Origin of the sequence: Enterococcus sp. DIV2467a, assembly GCF_050532945.1 — a bacterium.
GTDB lineage: Bacteria > Bacillota > Bacilli > Lactobacillales > Enterococcaceae > Enterococcus > Enterococcus faecalis.
The window spans coordinates 623,991-638,724 of sequence record NZ_CP172896.1; the positions used below are offsets into that span (position 1 = coordinate 623,991).

The following is a 14,734-nucleotide window of genomic DNA, read 5'->3' on the forward strand; positions in this document are numbered from 1 at the left end:
AAAATGGTATGATATTCAAGTCTAAGAAATCTCTTGGAAAGATCAATTATTAGTAGGAGGGGAAAACATGCGCGTAAACATCACTTTAGAGTGTACTTCTTGTAAAGAACGTAACTACTTAACAAATAAAAATAAACGTAACAATCCTGATCGTTTAGAAAAACAAAAATATTGCCCACGTGAAAGAAAAGTTACTTTACACCGTGAAACTAAATAATTTAGTTAGATAGAGCCTAGAATCCTTGTTGTGTAAGGGTCTAGGCTTTTTATCTATAGATTCATTACATGTTCATTTGTAGATGGAATGTAGAGGGAGGATTACCCAAGTTTGGCTGAAGGGGACGGTCTCGAAAACCGTTAGGCGAGTAACATCGTGCAAGGGTTCGAATCCCTTATCCTCCGTACCGAGAAGCAGTTGAGTTATTAGTTGCAAATAAAACCACAGAGACGTACACTTAAAGTAGAAAAATACTTAAGAAGAGGTGTCTATTATGTCAAACTATGAAGAAAAAGAAGCGCAAGCATTAGCAAAAATTGCCGACGTTTTGAACAAATTGGATGCAAGTTTAGAAGAGTTGGGCTCGCTAGATGAGGATACAAAAAAACATAGTATGAAGAAATGGATTGTTGAAAAAAAAGCCATTCATGAGATTAAAAAAATTGCACACGAAGCTGGTAAGTATGACAAGTATGATGAAAAAGAATTAGAAAAAGAAATGGATCTGTTGGAAAAGTTTATGTAAAAAAGCGCTAGCTTTTGTTCAACAGTTATTTAATTTTGAGTCTAGAATTAATCGTTTTGATTTTTTCTAGGCTTATTTTTTATGAAGTAAGCAAATCGTATCGGGAGAGGTATTGAATTAAGAAATAAAGCATGTATTGATTCAGAAAAAAAGTTGTAGTAAAATGTTCGTCACAACTACTTTTCTTATGATTTTATAGAAGGAAAAGTTGGAATAATGAATTGAGAAGAGTCGATTTTTAGGAGATGATTTTAGGTGACTTTTTATCAATTATTGCAGTTAGATCCATTTATTTTGAAACAAAAAATTCATCAAGCGGACACTAAAAAACAGCGGAGATATTTTTGGCGCGCCTTGTTAATAAGGGATATTTTATTAGTTTCGTTTGCGATTTTATGGGTGTCGACGATTACTTTTTTCTTTGGAAAAGCTGTAGCGCCTTTTTCAATTGTATTATTTTGTTTGCTGTTGAGTATCCGTTTCGTCTCATATGGCTACAGGGAAAAACAGGCCTTGCTTAGTTTAGGAATCGTGTTAACAATTCTAGGTGTTAGTCCACTAATTTCACTGATTTCTGTATCATTTTTACAATGGGGTCTTCATTTTATCTGCTTGCTGGTATTGTTTTTCTTAACTGGTAAAAACCCTAAAATGGGTAATCCAGGCTTGTATACGTTCTCCTACTTATATTTAGTTGGCACGGTTCACTATCAATCGTTTCAGCAATTAGAACAAACTTTCTTTGTATTAGTGTTTGCTTATCTACTTTTAGCTTTTGTTTATCATGTGAAACATAAAAAATTGGATCAAGAGATTACTTTTATACAGATGGTTACAGAAAATGGTTTTTTTAATCAAAGAAATATTTGGTTTGGTTATTACGCTTTAGGCATTAGCTTATTACTTTTTATAGGAACGCACCTTCAGATTGACCGCTTTATGTGGGCAACATTTGCTAGTTCGTCATTATTTTCTGGGTATGAGACGTTTAAATTGTCTGAACGAGCCAAAGAACGAATAATAGGGGTCGTTATTGGCTCTCTAGTATCGGCTATCTTGTTATTTTATATACCAACGAACCTACTTGGTATTTTAGGAGGACTTTGTTTAGGCTTATGCACATCTTATAAAAGTAAAACGATTTTTAATTGTGTTGGTGCTATCATGGCAGCTTCTATGATATTTGGGCTAGAAACAAGTCTTTACTTAAGAATTTTGTTAAATATGTTGGGGCTAGCTTACGGTTTGCTTTATCATTTTGTCTTTGTAAAAACTATGTCCTATTGCAATCGCAAAGAGTGGCTGAAATTGTCTGAATAAAAGGAGCCTAACATTCTTTCTTGAAAGAATGTTAGGCTCCTTAGACATTTTTGTTTATATTTCATATTATCAAATTATATGCATGCTGTTAATCAATGCCCAACTGCTATATCAAATGTCGCAATTTTTGCTGAGCCAGTAGGTACAAGGTCTAGTTCCACTTCGTCAAACCTATTGCCATCAACTGGTATCCCAAAGTAAATGGTAGATGGTCCAGTTCTACTTTCATAGACTATTATCTATTAGTATACCTAAATTTCTATTTAATTCGTAATGACTGACCAGGATAAAAAACAGAAGTTTCAATGCGTGGATTTAATGCTAATAATTCTTCCAAGGTTAAACCATTTCTTTCGGCTAACTGTCGCCCACCTTCACCACTTCGTACCGTATCGTATATAGGTTGGTCTGATTTAGAATTTTGTATTTGTTCACTAGAATCAGAGTTTTGTGGTGGTTGCTGCTCAGATTGTTCAAAAACTTGTTGAGTTTGATTATTTCTTTCAATTAATTGTTCCAACGTAATATTACCTAGATAAGTGTATATTTGTCCATTAACAGTTAAAGTACCATCATTATTTTTCGTTACTGTTCGGGGCGTATTATTCAAAAGAAACGTCATTATTTGATTACCATTCTCATCCACAGAAAAACTTACATTTTGAAGAGGAACATTCGATTGAGTTATGCTAGTGAGTGTTCCGTCAGCATTTATAAAAAATAAGTTATCACTTTGAGGAATACCCCAACCGCCTATAAAATCAGCTAAGCTAACTTGTGGTAGCGGTTCTTTAGTAGTAGATGAAGAGGTAGATTGGTTTGTTTCAGATGAGACGTTTTGATAATTAGAGCTGGTTTCTTCCGTTTTATCTTTTTGAGTGGAAGAATCAATACTTTTCTTTGTGTAAGGTTTCAAAACTAGTTTTGTTTGGTTATCAGAATTGTTTGTCTTAGTAGGAGTGAAAAGTAGATTTTGCTTTTCTTTTTTTATCTTGTAAGCTACTTCTTTTCCTTCATTTTCCCAACGAATTTGATTGTTTTTTAGATGGTATTTGACTTTGTATTCTATTTTATTTGCAATTTGTTTACCTAATTCTTCGCCTGCTTTTTCCAAATCATTTTTTGCAGTTGATGTGTGTTCATCTGTATTGATTTTGAAAGTAGCGGTATCTTCGCTGAATGATACAATCATTACTACTTCATCAACGTTGGAGTTTACGGCCCACTCGTTTGCCATTAGCTCTTTTGTGGTCACTTTATTTCTGCAAGAAGTAAGGGTCAGTAAGGATAAAAAAACAATCAACCCCAGTAAACTTTTTTTCATTTTTAACTCAATCCTCTTTTCTATTTTACTATTTTTTTGTATCTTCGAATCTCTCTCAATCCCAGCCAACCACTCGCTGATAACAAGTACCAAAACGGCATAAACTGGATTAAATAGCGAGAGCGGCCGCCTTCAAAGAGCAATAAATACAGAATAGCTCCAATGAAAGCTAATTTTAAAATCGCGTAGTTATTTTTTGAATCTTTTAGAGGGATACTGAACAATAGACCTAGTAATGTGAGTAAATAGAAAAAATGCATATAAATTCGTAGATAGTTACTTTTTTGATTTTGCGGATAATACAGTGACCGCAAGTGTTCTTGCCAACGATTTTTAGAAGGCGTTTCTGGGATTAAATCACCGCCATCCCAACCCCAGTCAAAATCACCATTGGCAGTATTATGACGATTTTTTTGAGCCAGAAAACGAAGATAACCGAAGAATCCTTTATTTTTTAAACGGTCTTGAATCATTTTTATGGTATAAGCTTTTTTGGCTTCTTGTGTAGGCAACTGATTTACTGCTTGTGTATCTGCATCATTGTAACCGCCAGTTCCAGTCAAACCCATCATTACAAAAAGTGTCCAAGGTTTGGCTTGTTCTTTATCGATTTCCGTAATCGTTTGTTTTTCCACAAAAAATTGAAAACTATAATATGCGCTGGCGAAACCAGTCAGTAAAAAGAGAGCAACCACGGTTAATTTTACGATAGACTGTTTGTTCCGATTTACTAAAAGAAGTTGCAGCACTTTGATACAACTAAATGCAATAAAAAAGATAATAGACGAAGGTTTCATTAAAAAACACCAAGCTAGGCCAATTCCAATAAACAGTAATAAACAATATTTTACGAAGGGATGGGAAACTTGGTCAAAAAGGCTATATGCAAAAAAAACTAGGTTGATGAACAATAAGACGGCCGTATCTGTATAAGGCGTTAGTAACCATGGAGACAATCCGAAAGAAAGAAAAAATAAACTATAAGCAACGAAGGCCGTTAATGGATTAAAGACACGTTTAGAGGCATGATAAAAGAGAAATAAACTGCTATTAATAAACAAGCAATTAACCACTTGCCAACTAAACCAAGTATTGCTCCAGCTCCCTGTCACATCAATGAAACGCAAAAATTTATTCAGGTAATACATCATGAAAAAGAAAAATTCGTTATTGGGGTTTAAAGAAAGTACGATTTTTGAATAATCCCTATTTTCAGTGGTAATACTATGAAAGTTGTCAAAAACATCCCAGCCAATCGGCACAGTAATCTGCGTCAGGAGTAAAAGTTGTAGTAAAAATAAACTGACCAAACTACCAATAATAACCACACGATCATGGGTTTTTATTAAGTGCCAGAGCGCTTGAATCTTAGTGTAAAGAAATTTTTTGTTTTTATAAATAATCAACAATAGAATAATTAATAGAGGAAGTAAAACAAGCAAGTGCTTAGGCTTTTCCCAAAGAATTTTTACCAGAGAATAGGGAGAGTTAATTGCGCCGTAAAAGACAAATAAAATAAAAAAAGTAAAAATATAATTTTCTAGATTCAGAATCCGTTTAAAAGTAGCCATATTTTCTCCTTCCATTTTTTTAGCTAGACTAGTTCTTATTTTATCATAAAGATTTTAAAATAAGAAAAAAGCCCTTCTTTTAAAAGAAAGGCTTAAAACTTTTCCTTACTTCACTTCTTTGTAACGGAAGAAGAAGCGTAAGACGCTATTTTGGCTAGTTGTTGTTAGTTTATCTGTCGGTAAGACTGTTAGTAAGAAGAAAAACAGACTAATCACAAGAGTGAAAAATAAGAAGACGGGACTGCCACCGGTTATCACAGTATCTGTTTGAACATCATATTTCAGTGTTGACATAACAGAGAAAACTTGTGTATAGCTACAGGCAATAGAAAGTAGATATAAAACAAGCACGCCCCAACCTGTCATCCCAGCATCACGATAACGACGTACACACATTGCCCACGTTGGTAATAATAAAGCTAACCATAAAACAAGTGCAAAAAGCATTAACGGTAATAAGTTTCCAAAATCATAGGTTTCAAAATATTCAGCTGCTAAAATTGCTGACACGGCTTTGCCGACAATGGCAATATAAAAAATAAGTGCTAAAATGCTTAATACCAATGTCATCCACCAATAACCAGCACGTGTGGTCCGACCTTTAAAATCAACATATCCACGAAAATAATCTTTAAAAGCTTGTCCAAATGTTACTTTACCTTTTTCCTCAATTTTAACCATAAAAACACCCCTTTGTATTTAATAAAATGATTATAACGGAAAGTAATAAAATAGGAAAATGCGAATTCGCATATTTTGTGATTTTTTTGATAAATCATATAAAGAGCAGGTTTTATCAAAAAACGGTAAAATAAGAGAAGATATTTTATAATGGAGGAATCATGAATGAAAATCAGTATTAGACATCGCTACATAGCAAAAATTCCAGCATTAGAAGTGACAACAGAAGAGCAAAAAAACGAAGCATTACCTTTAATTGTTTACTATCATGGTTGGCAATCAGCTAAAGAATTATCTTTAACACAAGCAAGAAAATTAGCACACGAGGGGTTTCGGGTCATTTTACCAGATGCCATGAACCATGGAGAAAGAAAAACAGGACCTATTTCCACGATTCCTTCGATTACATTTTGGAGTAGCATTCAATATAATTTAATTGAATTTCCAGTAATTATCCATCATTTTCATAAATTAGGGTTGATTAAAGAAAATTGGATTGGCGTGGGTGGTGTATCCATGGGCGGTATTACTACCAGCGCTCTTATGACCCAACATCCTGAGATTCAAGCTGCTGCTTGCTTAATGGGAACACCCTATCCGGCGCGCTATATTCAGCGAGTGATTCAACGGGCGAAAGAATTTGCTATTTTTGTACCTAAAGACTTGCCACTGTTGCTAAGTTGGGTGCATCAATACGATTTATCACAAACGCCAGAAAGACTACAAGAACGACCGATGCTGTTTTGGCATGGAACGGAAGATGAAAAAATTCCCTATGAAGACATGGCTGATTTTGAACAATTAGTGTCTGGGAAAACGTATGCGAGAAATACGCAATTTATAACGGAAATCGGTGAGCGGCATTTAGTGAAAGGAGAAACAATGGATTTGGTTGTTGACTTTTTTAAAGAAGCGTCAAAAACGTTAGAAAAATAACGGGATTTTTCAAAGAGAAAAGGGGAATCAGCTTGTTTTTTAAGAACACTTTCTATAAACTTAACAGAAAAGGGGTTGAAGGTGTACATGGAGAAAAACAAGTTGAGAAAAGTGGGCTTAACTGCCCTAGAATGGCTAAAACAACATCCAGAAATTAAACAACATAAAGAATCAAGTCTCTATGAACAGTTGTTTGCTAGTCAGCAATGGCAACAAGCACAAACAATCGGAATGATTCGGTCGTTACCGCTAGAATTATCAACACAGCCAATTTTCGAGCGGGCCATGCAAGAGAGCAAGCAAGTGGCGGTGCCGCGAACATTTAAAGGAGGCAAAATGCACTTTTATCAAGTCTTTCCAGAGACGGTTTATGACACCAGTGCATTTGGCGTGGAAGAACCTCCGTTAACAGCGGCAGAAATAACAGCTACAGTGATTGATTTATTGATTGTGCCAGGGATTGTTTTCAATCGGGCTGGCTATCGAATAGGCTTCGGCGGTGGTTTTTATGATCGTTATTTGGAACATTTTTCGGGCCATTCATGTAGTTTAGTTTTTAGTGAACAACTCCATGAGCAATGGCAACCAGAAGCGTTTGATCAGCCAATCGAACAATTATTTATACAATAGGAGGAATGGAATGAATTATCAAACAGAAATGAAATTGAAACGGCTAAAAAATCAGCCGTTCATTACGTATGCCCTTTTAGGTATTTCAATCATTGTTTTCCTTGGATTGGAATTAACTGGAGGATCAGAAAATATTTTAAACTTAGTTAATTGGGGAGCAATGGTTCGTCCACTGGTAGCTCAAAATCATGAATACTGGCGGTTTATCACGCCAATGTTTCTTCACATTGGGTTTATGCATATTATTTTGAATATGGTTACTCTTTATTATATCGGCGCACAGGTTGAGGCAATTTATGGGCATTGGCGCTATTTGGGAATTTATTTATTGAGTGGGATTGCTGGAAATATCGCCAGTTTTGCCTTTGGGACACCCAACAGTGTCTCAGCGGGTGCTAGTACAGCGCTTTTTGGTTTGTTCGGCGCATTTGTTATTTTAGGACGCCATTTTAGAGACAATCCAGCGATTATGTATATGGTGCAACGCTATTCAATGTTTATTGTGATTAATTTGTTATTTAACTTGTTTAGTAGCTCTGTAGATATGATGGGTCATGTTGGCGGTCTAATCGGTGGACTATTAGTCGCGACGGCTTTTGCTGTTCCAAATCGTCAAGAAGCATTTAATAAGCACGAGCGAATTATGGCCACGTTAATTTTTATTTTTCTTGTCGTAATTTGTCTGTTATTGGGTTTTAAAAAATACGGTTTACCTGTATAATAAGGAAGTGTTTTCGTATGGAAACGTTATATGATGTACAACAACTTTTTAAACAGTTTGGGATGTATATTTATGTCGGTGCACGGATTTATGATATTGAGTTAATGATGATTGAATTAAAAAAATTGTATGAAGGTCAATTGGTAGACCGAGATACGTATTTACAGGCCCGGCATATTTTGCAAAGAGAGCATCGAATAGAAGAATCTAGAGGGAAACAGAAAGGAATCGACTAAATGGATAAGAAGATTATTGGGATTGATTTAGGTGGAACGACCATCAAATTTGCTATTTTAACAACCGATGGCGTTGTTCAACAAAAATGGAGTATTGAAACGAATATTTTAGAAGATGGCAAGCACATTGTGCCTTCAATTATTGAAAGTATTCGTCACCGTATAGATCTTTATAATATGAAAAAAGAAGATTTTGTGGGAATTGGTATGGGAACACCAGGAAGTGTCGACATTGAAAAAGGAACTGTTGTAGGTGCCTATAATTTAAACTGGACGACTGTACAGCCTGTCAAAGAACAAATCGAATCTGCTTTAGGAATTCCGTTTGCCTTAGATAATGATGCCAATGTTGCCGCTTTAGGTGAGCGTTGGAAAGGCGCGGGGGAAAACAATCCCGACGTGATTTTTATTACTTTAGGAACAGGTGTCGGCGGAGGCATTGTTGCAGCGGGAGAATTGCTCCACGGTGTTGCTGGCTGCGCTGGTGAAGTTGGGCATGTGACGGTTGATCCTAACGGCTTTGACTGTACCTGTGGGAAACGTGGCTGTTTAGAAACTGTTTCTAGTGCCACTGGTGTCGTTCGTGTTGCACGTCATTTATCAGAAGAGTTTGCAGGTGACTCTGAACTGAAACAAGCGATTGATGATGGACAGGATGTTTCAAGTAAAGACGTTTTTGAATTTGCCGAAAAAGGCGATCATTTTGCTTTAATGGTTGTGGATCGTGTTTGTTTCTATTTAGGCTTAGCCACAGGAAACTTAGGTAACACGTTAAATCCAGATAGCGTGGTTATCGGTGGAGGTGTTTCTGCAGCAGGAGAATTTTTACGTAGTCGTGTCGAAAAATATTTCCAAGAATTTACTTTCCCACAAGTTCGAAATAGTACAAAAATCAAATTAGCAGAGCTAGGTAATGAGGCCGGCGTCATTGGTGCCGCTTCACTAGCATTACAATTTTCAAAAGAGAAATAGAGAGGGCTTTTTAGAATGAGTATTTTATGGGTAATCAATGGCATTTTGCTAGTTATTGTACTAGCGATGGTATTCAATGAATTATATTTGAAAATTATGGTGAAACGTTCAGCAAAAATGCTGACGGAAGAAGAATTTAAAGAAACAATGCGTAAAGCACAAGTGATTGATGTTCGTGAGAAAGATACATTTGATGCTGGGCATATTTTAGGGGCGCGCAGCATGCCATACAGCATGTTAAAAACAACAATTGGTTCTCTTCGTAAGGATCAACCTGTTTATCTTTATGATCAGAAGAAAGCTTTAAGTATCCGAGCAGCTAATTTATTACGCAAAAATGGCTATACTGATATTTATATTTTAAAAGGCGGCTATGATGGCTGGACTGGGAAAGTGAAAAAGAGAAATAGTTAATAACAAAAAGAGTTGGTCTTCATTGAGACCAACTCTTTTTGTATAGGAAAGCTTAATAGAGATGTTGCTTTTTGTCAGTCCTCACTTTTTGAGCTACAATAAAGAGAAGAGGTGAAGGCAGATGATTCAAATCAAGCGAGCATATGAAGCACCGACAGAGCAAGATGGCTACCGTGTTTTAGTTGACCGTATTTGGCCACGAGGAAAATCTAAGGAATCTGAAAAGTTAGATGAATGGCTCAAAGAAGTGGCCCCAAGTACAGAGCTACGGAAATGGTTTAATCATGAAGCAAATAAATATCCCGAGTTTAAACAAAAATACCAAGAAGAATTGAAACATGAGCCAACTGCCACAGCGTTTAAGCAGTTACAGACGATTGTAAAAAATCAGCCAGTAGTCACGCTGGTCTATGGGGCGAAAGATACAGTGCATAATCAAGCGGTTGTCTTAAAAGAATTATTAGAAAAATAGAGTAGGTGATTGGATGAAAATTGCAATTGTAGGTGCTGGACCCAGAGGCTTATCAGCTGCAGAACGAGTCATTGAATGGGCTCGTAAAACGGAAATAAATGTTCAGCTCACGTTGTTTGATCCATACGGTCCAGGTGGGAAAATTTGGCGAGCAGAGCAACCTAATTATTTATTAATGAACACCGTGATTAGTCAAGTCACTTTATTTACAGATGAATCTTTTAGTGGCGAAGGACCAATTGTCAAGGGCCCCACTCTCTATGAATGGACCCAAACAGAAGCTGCGCAGTACATTCAACAGCAACAACCCTATAATTATCTTGAGTTGTTGAAAGAATGTCATCGCCTTGGACCGAATGATCACTGCTCGAGGGCTTTTTATGGCATGTACCAAAAATGGTTTTATACGTATTTAGCCACGAGGTGTAACGAACAAACATCGCTGACGTTTTTTAAAGAGCCAGTAACTGCTGTGCGGGCAGGAGAGGATAACTATTATGTGTATACTCAATCCATTGAGTTTACGGCAGACAAAGTAATTTTAGCTTTGGGTCACCAAGAAAATGAATTAACGACTGTTGAACAAGAGCTTGCGGACTACGCCAAGGAGCATCGTTTGTTTTATTCTTCTCCTAAAAATGCGGCGGATGCTTTATTGGCACTTGCCAATATACCTGCAAAACAACCCGTTGTGTTAAAAGGCTTAGGTTTGGCATTTTTTGACTATTTATCTGCCTTGACGATTGGCCGCGGGGGTGTTTTTTCTCGTCAAAATGGCCGCTTACGTTATGAACCTTCTGGAAGAGAGCCTATTATTATTGCTGGTTCTGGTCGCGGTTTTCCTTCTCATCCTCGAGGGATTAATCAAAAAGGCTACGGGGAAACCTATCAGCCTGTTTTTTTAACCGAAACGTATTTAGCTGAATGTCGTAAAAAAGGACAGGTTACAGGCGCAGAGTTTTTTGGGTATTTAAAAAAAGAAGTGGAATATGTGTATTACACTTGCTTAATCGAAGAAAAATATCCGCATCTTTCTAAAGAGGCCTTTCAACAGCTGTTTATTCAAACCAAGGGAGCGCCGGAAAGCCTAGCCCACTTTGAAAAACAAGATTGGTTTGATTGGCAAGCGTTAGAACATCCTGAAACAAAGAAAACTACTCATGAAAGTTTTCGTTCGTTTTTACTAGAGTATTTAAAATGGGATATTCAAGAAGCAGAGAAAGGCAATCTTAGCGGTCCTTTGACCACTGCTTTAGACAGTTTAAAAGATTTAAGAGATCAGATTCGCTTTGTTTTGGATGAAGGATTATTAACGAATGACGAGAGTCAAAAGTGGTTGTGGCATTGGTTTACCCCGTTGAATACCTTTTTGTCAGTGGGACCTTCTGTTGAAAGAACAGAAGAGCTACAGGCGTTAGTTGAACTGGGATTAGTCACGATTCTGGGGCCAGAAATGCGTGTCGAAATGAAAGCGGGTCAATTTATTACTTATGCTAATTTGTTTCCGGAAAATCGGTATAATAGTCACTTTTTAATTGAAGCGCGCATTCCCAAAGTCAATAATGAAAAAAGTTTGAATCCTTTAACGAGGCAGTTGTTAGCCGATAAGCTAGCTACGCTCCATCAACTGGCATTAGCCGATGGTCAAATAGTCAAAACAGGTGCACTCTTGATTGTGCCTGCCACGAATCAAGTCATGACAAAAGATGGACAGGTGGCGACAGGCCTTTTTAGTTGTGGTATTCCAACAGAAGGTATTCATTGGTTAACAGCCGCTGCAGCTCGTCCTGGTGTGGATCCTTGGAATATGCGCGATATGGATCGGATTGCTGCCACTATTTTTAATAGTTAAGAAAAATAGTCAGCTCCTTTGGTAAAAAAGAAAGCATAACAAGTGGTCATCCATCAAAGCGATGGATGACCACTTGTTATGCTTAAGAGAATCAACAGAGCCAGAAGCGCTTCTGTTGATTTCTTGGCGTTAGATTTTTTATCTCAACGTCACAGCTATTTTTTAACGTGCAATACGCTTACGCATCGCTTTTTTACGGTTTTCTTCAATCATATCTTCTTTTTCTTCAATTGGATCAATGACTGTTTTTTTAATAGTTGTAGCCACACCGGCTAAAGCAGCAACTGTGATAGCAGTACCGACTAACATACCTGATACAAATTTTTTCATCGTTCATTCCTTCTTTCAAATTGTATTTGTTTCTATTATGACGGAAAAAAGCAAAAAAATCCAATAGTTACAATGATTTTTCATAAACTCTACGACTAATTTAGAGATTTGTTAAAATTTACCAAGTCTTTTCTGTATTTTTATAGGAAAAATGAATAAGGAGAAATGGCCAAATTAAATCCTGTTTACAAAATGAAATAATTCAGAAGTAGACCTTATTTAATGGTACAATAGAAAAAGAAATTAGGGAGTAAAAGGAGCGTATTTATGTCTATTTTAGTATTAGGTGGCGCAGGCTACATTGGCTCACATGCCGTCGATCAATTAATTTCAAAAGGATATGCCGTTATTGTTGTTGATAATTTATTAACGGGTCATCGTTCAGCAGTTCATGAACAAGCGACTTTCTATGAAGGCGATATTCGTGATAAAGCTTTTTTACGTAGCGTCTTTGAAAAAGAATCAATTGAAGGTGTGTTGCACTTTGCGGCCAATTCTTTAGTAGGAGAATCCGTGGAGAAACCGTTAATGTATTTCAATAACAATGTTCACGGCACTCAAATTGCCTTGGAAGTCATGCAAGAATTCGGAGTGAAACATATTGTTTTTTCTTCCACAGCGGCCACTTATGGCGAACCAAAAGCAATGCCTATTACAGAAGAAACCCCAACGAATCCTAAAAATCCGTATGGGGAAAGTAAATTAATGATGGAAAAAATCATGAAATGGTGCGACAACGCTTATGGAATGAAATATGTTGCTTTGCGTTATTTTAATGTTGCGGGAGCAAAAAAAGATGCCTCAATTGGTGAGGATCACACGCCAGAAACGCATATTGTGCCAATTATTTTACAAGTGGCATTGGGCCAACGAGCAGAGCTAAGCATTTTTGGGGATGATTATGATACACCAGATGGCACGTGCATTCGAGATTATGTTTACATTGAAGACTTGATTGCAGCACATATTTTGGCTTTAGAATACTTGAAAAATGGCAGCGAAAGTGACGTCTTTAACCTGGGTAGCAACAACGGCTATTCTGTTAAAGAAATGTTAGATGCTGCTCGCGAAGTGACAGGCCAAGAAATTCCTGCAACAATCGCCCCACGCCGAGCAGGGGATCCTAGTACGTTAATTGCTTCTAGTGAAAAAGCCAAACGAGTTTTAGGCTGGCAACCAGAAGTAACTGAGGTCAAGGATATTATCGCCACCGCTTGGCAATGGCATCAAGCTCATCCACATGGATATCAAGAAAAGTAATAGGAGGAATGAATCGATGACCACGAGTCAAATGATTGCCGATTTTACCACACTTGCTATTCAAGCAGGTGGTTGGATGGAATTGGATCGCTTATATCTTCAGAACCGTTTATTATCAATGATTGGTGAACAAGAATTAGGCGAAGTAGACATACGGCCTGTGGCAACACCCGCCGCTGATTTGGCGGAACAATTGTGTCAAGTTGCGAGTGCCAACCAACTTGTAAAAACAGAGCAACAAAAAGAACAGTTCATGGTGCAATTGATGGATTTGTTAACACCGCCACCTTCTGTGGTTAATGCTTTTTTTGCACAACATTATGCCAAAGAGCCACAAGAGGCTACCGAGTATTTTTACCAACTTTGTCAAAAAAACGGTACGGTCATTGAACAGGAAGAACCTGTTGTTTTTTCAACAGTCTATGGAGATTTTTTAGCAAATAAGGTCCACAGTGAGGCGTCAAAAGCAACGCTCTCTGCACAAAGCTATCCCCGCTGTGAATGGTGCATGGCAACAGAAGGCTACCAGGGAAGTCAGCAATTTCCTGCGACTACGAACCATCGAGTGATTCGAATGAACTTAGATGGCGAAAGCTGGGGGTTTTCCTTTGTAAAACAGGCACAATATCAGCAACAAGGTGTGATTGCGTTTGAAAAACATCAGTCAGCGAAACGTTCAATTAAGACTTTTCAGCAATTGTTGAAAATTGTTGAGGTCTTTCCTCATTATTTTGCTGGGATTGATGCTGACTTTGAACAAAATGAGCATGTCTATTATCAAACGGGTTTGCAACAATTTCCATTAGCCGAAGCGAGCATTTCAGAATATGTTGAGTTAGCTAACTATCCTTTAATCAACGCAGGAATGGTGAATTGGCCAGTTGCGACATTTCGCCTAGAGGGACCGAATGCGTCAGAAGTTGCCCAAGCCGCAAATGATATTTTTGAGCAATGGCAAATGCTAAAACTGCCAACGGATGAGATACAAATCGTTGCCCGACGAAAAGAACTTTTATATGTCATGGACTTAATTTTTAGTCGACCTCAAGCAAAGCCTTCGTTAACGTTAGCAGAAGTCCAAGGTTTAACGACTTGGAACAACCAGAAAACGCAGGCACTTGAAACTGTCGCTTCAGCGTATCAACAGCGATTAAAAGAAGCCAGTGCGTTTGCAGAAACAAGTGAAGGAAAAGCGGCTTTTTTAGCAATGGTTGCGCCAGTGACTCATTAAAAGAAAAAAGATGCCGAATGACTAAAAATCACGTATAATAG

Annotated in this window: 17 protein-coding genes and 1 tRNA gene; 14 read left to right on the top strand and 4 right to left on the bottom strand. The window is 37.3% G+C overall.

Features of this window, described 5'->3' with window-relative positions; all coding sequences use genetic code 11:
- The first annotated feature begins 67 nt into the window (after nt 1–67).
- From rpmG to IGL80_RS02950, 4 genes are all read left to right on the top strand, one after another.
- Complete coding sequence (rpmG, locus tag IGL80_RS02935) at nt 68–217, top strand: 50S ribosomal protein L33 (RefSeq protein WP_002356321.1); 150 nt, start codon at nt 68–70, stop codon at nt 215–217.
- Between the two features lie 95 nt (nt 218–312).
- Nucleotides 313–402 (top strand) — tRNA-Ser (locus IGL80_RS02940).
- Nucleotides 403–491: 89 nt separating this feature from the next.
- Nucleotides 492–743 (top strand): hypothetical protein, encoded by a 252-nt coding sequence (locus IGL80_RS02945; protein WP_002382470.1) that lies wholly within the window; start codon nt 492–494, stop codon nt 741–743.
- 255 nt (nt 744–998) lie between these two features.
- Nucleotides 999–2,063 (top strand): FUSC family protein, encoded by a 1,065-nt coding sequence (locus IGL80_RS02950; protein ID WP_002359404.1) that lies wholly within the window; start codon nt 999–1,001, stop codon nt 2,061–2,063.
- Between the two features lie 259 nt (nt 2,064–2,322).
- On the opposite strand, the gene IGL80_RS02955 is transcribed toward IGL80_RS02950, so the two are convergent.
- From IGL80_RS02955 to IGL80_RS02965, 3 genes are all read right to left on the bottom strand, one after another.
- Nucleotides 2,323–3,054, bottom strand: coding sequence for a DUF4950 domain-containing protein (locus IGL80_RS02955; protein WP_411158702.1), 732 nt, complete (start codon nt 3,052–3,054; stop codon nt 2,323–2,325).
- Between the two features lie 353 nt (nt 3,055–3,407).
- On the bottom strand, nt 3,408–4,973 hold the full coding sequence (locus IGL80_RS02960; protein ID WP_002404588.1) for a membrane protein: 1,566 nt from the start codon (nt 4,971–4,973) through the stop codon (nt 3,408–3,410).
- A gap of 90 nt (nt 4,974–5,063) precedes the next feature.
- Nucleotides 5,064–5,639 carry a DUF805 domain-containing protein gene (locus IGL80_RS02965; protein WP_002356327.1) on the bottom strand — a complete coding sequence of 192 codons (576 nt, stop codon included), beginning with the start codon at nt 5,637–5,639 and terminating at the stop codon, nt 5,064–5,066.
- A gap of 165 nt (nt 5,640–5,804) precedes the next feature.
- Here IGL80_RS02965 and IGL80_RS02970 point away from each other — a divergent pair, with 165 nt between their 5' ends.
- The 8 genes from IGL80_RS02970 (at nt 5,805) to IGL80_RS03005 (ending at nt 11,872) form a co-directional block, all read left to right on the top strand.
- Complete coding sequence (locus tag IGL80_RS02970; protein WP_002356329.1) at nt 5,805–6,575, top strand: alpha/beta fold hydrolase; 771 nt, start codon at nt 5,805–5,807, stop codon at nt 6,573–6,575.
- Between the two features lie 87 nt (nt 6,576–6,662).
- Nucleotides 6,663–7,205 carry a 5-formyltetrahydrofolate cyclo-ligase gene (locus IGL80_RS02975; RefSeq protein WP_002404589.1) on the top strand — a complete coding sequence of 181 codons (543 nt, stop codon included), beginning with the start codon at nt 6,663–6,665 and terminating at the stop codon, nt 7,203–7,205.
- Nucleotides 7,206–7,215: 10 nt separating this feature from the next.
- Complete coding sequence (locus tag IGL80_RS02980; protein WP_002367232.1) at nt 7,216–7,926, top strand: rhomboid family intramembrane serine protease; 711 nt, start codon at nt 7,216–7,218, stop codon at nt 7,924–7,926.
- A 17-nt stretch (nt 7,927–7,943) separates the two neighbouring features.
- On the top strand, nt 7,944–8,162 hold the full coding sequence (locus tag IGL80_RS02985; RefSeq protein WP_002356332.1) for a YqgQ family protein: 219 nt from the start codon (nt 7,944–7,946) through the stop codon (nt 8,160–8,162).
- Nucleotides 8,163–9,134, top strand: a complete 972-nt coding sequence (locus IGL80_RS02990) for an ROK family glucokinase (protein WP_002356333.1) — start codon at nt 8,163–8,165, stop codon at nt 9,132–9,134.
- Between the two features lie 15 nt (nt 9,135–9,149).
- Nucleotides 9,150–9,548, top strand: coding sequence for a rhodanese-like domain-containing protein (locus tag IGL80_RS02995; protein WP_002356334.1), 399 nt, complete (start codon nt 9,150–9,152; stop codon nt 9,546–9,548).
- A 121-nt stretch (nt 9,549–9,669) separates the two neighbouring features.
- Entirely contained in the window at nt 9,670–10,020 is a 351-nt protein-coding gene (locus IGL80_RS03000; protein ID WP_002359411.1) for a DUF488 domain-containing protein, read from the top strand.
- Nucleotides 10,021–10,033: 13 nt separating this feature from the next.
- Nucleotides 10,034–11,872, top strand: coding sequence for an FAD/NAD(P)-binding protein (locus tag IGL80_RS03005; RefSeq protein ID WP_002359415.1), 1,839 nt, complete (start codon nt 10,034–10,036; stop codon nt 11,870–11,872).
- 162 nt (nt 11,873–12,034) lie between these two features.
- Here the strand turns inward: IGL80_RS03005 and IGL80_RS03010 are convergent, their stop codons facing one another.
- Nucleotides 12,035–12,202: a DUF3042 family protein gene (locus IGL80_RS03010; RefSeq protein ID WP_002356337.1), complete on the bottom strand. Its 168-nt coding sequence runs from the start codon at nt 12,200–12,202 to the stop codon at nt 12,035–12,037.
- Between the two features lie 267 nt (nt 12,203–12,469).
- On the opposite strand from IGL80_RS03010, the gene galE reads away from it, so the two are divergent.
- A complete protein-coding gene (gene galE, locus IGL80_RS03015) occupies nt 12,470–13,462 on the top strand; it encodes a UDP-glucose 4-epimerase GalE (protein WP_010708028.1) in 993 nt (330 codons plus the stop codon).
- Entirely contained in the window at nt 13,443–14,693 is a 1,251-nt protein-coding gene (locus tag IGL80_RS03020; protein WP_002380784.1) for a UDP-glucose--hexose-1-phosphate uridylyltransferase, read from the top strand. Before galE ends, IGL80_RS03020 begins: the two co-directional genes overlap by 20 nt.
- The last annotated feature ends 41 nt before the right edge of the window (nt 14,694–14,734 follow it).